Below are 4,267 nucleotides of genomic sequence, written 5' to 3'. Positions count from 1 at the left end.
GCCGCCACGACGATTGCGGTTGCGATCGCCGCCGCGTTCGCCACGCTGCTCGGACTTCTCGGTGCGATCGCCGTGCGCCGGACGGGCTGCCTGCTCCTTCGCCGGTGCCGGAGCAACCGGTGCGGGTGCGGGCGCCGGCGACACGCCGAACAGACCTTTCAGCCAGCCGATGAAGCCGCCGCTGGCCGGCGCGACAGGCGTGGGCGCTGCAACGGGTTCGACCGGGCGCTGCGGTGCCGGGCTCGGTGCCGGACGCTCGGGCGTGATGCCCTTGACCGCGGCTTCCTGCTTCGGCTTCACTTCCGCCGCGCGCTTGCTGTAGCCGGTTTCCGACTCGAGTTCGCGGGCGGCTTCCTCGGCCATCTTCCAGGACGCGCGCGGATCGTCGAGACGTGCGTCGTCGTGGCGCAGGCGCTCGAGCTTGTAGTGCGGCGTATCGAGGTGCTTGTTCGGGATCAGCACGATGCCGACCTTGAAGCGCGACTCGATCTTGTTGATTTCCTGACGCTTTTCGTTGAGCAGGAAGGCGGTCACCTCGACCGGCACCTGGCAGTGGATCGCCGCGGTGTTTTCCTTCATCGCTTCTTCCTGAATGATCCGCAGGACTTGCAGCGCGGACGATTCGGTATCGCGGATGTGGCCGGTGCCGTTACAACGCGGGCAGGTCACGTGGCTGCCTTCCGACAGGGCCGGACGCAGGCGCTGGCGCGACAGTTCCATCAGGCCGAAGCGGGAGATCTTGCCCATCTGGACGCGGGCGCGGTCGTGCTTGAGCGCGTCTTTCAGGCGCTGCTCGACTTCGCGCTGGCTCTTGGCCGATTCCATGTCGATGAAATCGATCACGATCAGGCCGCCGAGGTCGCGCAGGCGGAGCTGGCGGGCGACTTCGTCGGCTGCTTCGAGGTTCGTGCGGGTCGCCGTTTCCTCGATGTCCGCGCCCTTGGTCGCGCGCGCCGAGTTCACGTCGATCGCGACGAGCGCTTCGGTGTGGTCGATCACGATCGCGCCGCCCGACGGCAGCGGCACCGTGCGCGAGTACGCGGTCTCGATCTGGTGTTCGATCTGGAAGCGGGAGAACAGCGGCACGTCGTCGTGGTAGCGCTTCACCTTCGCGACGTTGTCCGGCATCACGATATCCATGAAGGCGCGGGCCTGATCGTGGATTTCGTTCGTATCGATCAGGATTTCGCCGATATCGGGCTGGAAATAGTCTCGGATCGCGCGGATCACGAGGCTCGATTCCAGATAGATCAGCATCGGCTGGCCGGCGTTGCCGCTTTGCGACGCTGCTTCGATCGCGCGCCACAGTTGAAGCAGGTAGTTCAGGTCCCACTGCAGTTCCTCGGCGCTGCGGCCGATGCCCGCGGTACGGGCGATCATGCTCATGCCGTCCGGGATCTGCAGTTGCGCCATCGTCTCGCGCAGTTCCTGACGCTCGTCGCCTTCGATCCGGCGCGACACGCCGCCGCCGCGCGGATTGTTCGGCATCAGCACCAGGTAGCGGCCGGCGAGCGAGATGAACGTGGTGAGGGCAGCGCCCTTGTTGCCGCGCTCTTCCTTCTCGACCTGGACGATCAGCTCCTGGCCTTCGCGCAGGGCATCCTGGATGCGCGCGGAGCGCATGTCGATGCCTTCCTTGAAGTACTGGCGGGCGACTTCCTTGAACGGCAGGAAGCCGTGGCGGTCTTCGCCGTAATTGACGAAGCACGCTTCGAGGGACGGCTCGATGCGGGTGATGACACCTTTGTAGATATTGCCTTTGCGCTGTTCGCGCCCGGCTGTCTCGATGTCGATGTCGATGAGCTTCTGCCCGTCGACGATGGCGACGCGCAGCTCCTCCTGCTGCGTCGCATTGAACAGCATGCGTTTCATGAACGACTCCAGGCGGCTCTGCTGGCGGCGCCTCGCGGTTGTCAGTCGCGAGGGCGGGAACGACGGCAGGCCGCGCCTTGTTGTGTTGTCACAAGCACGCTGGAGCGGGAACGATGGCGGGGAGAATTGCCTGAAGAGGCGCTTGGGCCCGAAAGACGGGGCCGGCGGCCATAGGGCACCTGCGAACACGGCTTCAAAGCACGGCGTCCACACACCGCACGCTGTCAAAGCGCGCTAAGCCTGAGGCCGGGCACTGCCGCGGGGCGCGTCGCCATGCGACGCGCGTGCCAACGGGCGGCAGATGCTGCGGCTTGGGCCGCAGCGGGGAGTATCGAATCCAGCCCGACTTTCCCGCCTGGGGTGTACTTCCCTGGTTTGACGTCGCCAGGCTCCACACGCTTCGCGGAGCCAAATCGGGCGCAACGCCGTAATTTTCGCAACCGGCAGCCTGCGCGGACGCACTTCGCGCCGTCGGGCTGCCGATCAAATTCTTTTCAACCAACTTTCCGTTACCGCGGCGCCTTGCCGACCGAATCCGCCTGTGGGCGCGATCCTTGCCGACGGGCGGCGCCGTGCGTGCAACTTGCTGCATCTCTTTGATTAGGGGCGAGCAGCAGACCCCCGGCGCAAGTAAAATAGCGGTTTGCGCTTGCGCCTTGCCCGGTTGGTCCGGGCCGGCCGGTGAGGCCGCCCGCAACGTCAGGCTGGGCAAAATTATATTCAGTATGAACGAGTTAGGCAAAATATCCCAGAATTCGGTCGCAAGCGGCCAGGTATCGATGCTCGAGATCGACGAAAGCTCGGCCGGTCAGCGTATCGACAATTTCCTTTTGCGCGTCTGTAAAGGCGTGCCGAAAAGCCATATTTACCGGATCCTGCGCAGCGGCGAAGTGCGCGTGAATAAGGGTCGGGTCGATGCGCAGTACCGGCTCGCGCTCGGCGACCTCGTCCGCGTGCCGCCCGTCCGCGTGGCCGCAGCCGACCTTGCGCGCGCCGAAGCCACCATCGTGCCGCCCGCGCACTTCGACGTGCTGTTCGAGGACGACGCGATGCTCGTCATCAACAAGCCGGCCGGGGTTGCCGTCCACGGCGGCAGCGGCGTCGCGTTCGGCGTGATCGAGCAGATGCGCCAGGCGCGCCCGCGCGCGAAATTCCTCGAACTCGTGCACCGGCTCGACCGCGAGACGTCCGGGGTCCTGATGCTCGCGAAGAAGCGCACGGCGCTGGTGGGCCTGCATGAACAGATCCGCGAGAACAAGATGGACAAGCGCTACTTCGCGTGCGTCCACGGCGAATGGCAGTCCGACTGGGGGCGTCGCCGCGCGGTGAAGGCGCCGCTGTTCAAGTATTCGACCCCGGAAGGGGAGCGCCGCGTGCGTGTGCAGGACGACGGGCTGCCGTCGCATACGGTGTTCAACCTCGTCGACCTCTGGCCCGAGTACGCGCTTCTCGAAGCGGAACTCAAAACGGGGCGGACCCATCAGATCCGTGTGCACCTCGCGCATCTCGGCCTGCCGATCGCCGGCGACGCCAAGTATGGCGATTTCGCACTGAACAAGGCGCTGGCGCGCGCGAATGCGCAGCCGTCGTTGAAACGGATGTTCCTGCATGCGTACCGGCTGCGGCTCGCTCACCCGCTGACCGGTGAGGCGCTGCAGTTCGATGCGCCGCTGCCGGACGAATGCCGGCGCTTCCTCGATCAACTCAGCGCACTGCGCGATACCGCCTGAACCGCATGGCTCGACAGCAATTTGACCTGATCGTCTTCGACTGGGACGGCACGCTGATGGATTCGACTGCGCACATCGCGCACAGTATCCAGGCCGCATGCCGCGATCTCGGCCTGCCCACGCCGTCCGACGAGGCGTCGCGCTACGTGATCGGCCTCGGCCTGCGCGATGCGCTGCAGATTACGGCTCCGACCCTGGATCCGTCCGACTACTCGCGGCTCGCCGAGCGCTACCGCTATCACTATCTGCTCGACGACCAGCGCATCGAGCTGTTCGCCGGCGTGCGCGAACTGCTCGCCGAGCTGCGCGACACGGGCTATCTGCTCGCCGTTGCAACCGGCAAGGGGCGGGTCGGGCTGAACCGCGTGCTGGACCAGTCGAAGCTGACGAGCCTGTTCGATGCGACGCGCTGCGCCGACGAAACCTTCTCGAAGCCGCATCCGGCGATGCTGCATGAGCTGTCCCGGGAATTGGGGCAGGACCTGTCGCGCACCGTGATGATCGGCGACACGACGCACGACCTGCAGATGGCTGCGAGTGCCGGGGCGGCGGGCGTCGGCGTCGCGTACGGCGCGCACACGGCCGATGCACAGATCGGAAGAGCGTCGTGGAGGGGAAGAGTGTATATGTCTGTGTAGGTCGTGGTGTTCGCCGTAGCATACATA

The 4,267-nt window shown here is 65.6% G+C and carries 3 protein-coding genes; 2 read left to right on the top strand and 1 reads right to left on the bottom strand.

Going from position 1 to position 4,267, the window contains the following annotated elements; all coding sequences use genetic code 11:
- Positions 1-1,872, bottom strand: a 1,872-nt coding sequence (locus G3N99_RS35755; RefSeq protein ID WP_206124712.1) for an Rne/Rng family ribonuclease, incomplete at its 3' end; no start/stop codon positions are given.
- Between the two features lie 725 nt (positions 1,873-2,597).
- On the opposite strand from G3N99_RS35755, the gene G3N99_RS35745 reads away from it, so the two are divergent.
- A complete protein-coding gene (locus G3N99_RS35745; protein ID WP_174943958.1) occupies positions 2,598-3,602 on the top strand; it encodes an RluA family pseudouridine synthase in 1,005 nt (334 codons plus the stop codon).
- Between the two features lie 5 nt (positions 3,603-3,607).
- Entirely contained in the window at positions 3,608-4,240 is a 633-nt protein-coding gene (locus G3N99_RS35740) for an HAD-IA family hydrolase (RefSeq protein ID WP_206124711.1), read from the top strand.
- Positions 4,241-4,267 lie beyond the last annotated feature (27 nt).

Source organism: Burkholderia sp. Ac-20392 (assembly GCF_017104585.1).
GTDB classification, from domain to species: domain Bacteria; phylum Pseudomonadota; class Gammaproteobacteria; order Burkholderiales; family Burkholderiaceae; genus Burkholderia; species Burkholderia lata.
This window is presented reverse-complemented; position numbering and strand designations above follow the sequence as displayed.

Excerpts from the sequence above, each read along its gene's own strand:
- G3N99_RS35745 (WP_174943958.1), top strand. The coding sequence starts at position 2,598 with ATGAACGAGTTAGGCAAAATATCCCAGAATTCGGTCGCAAGCGGCCAG.
- G3N99_RS35740 (WP_206124711.1), top strand. The coding sequence starts at position 3,608 with ATGGCTCGACAGCAATTTGACCTGATCGTCTTCGACTGGGACGGCACG.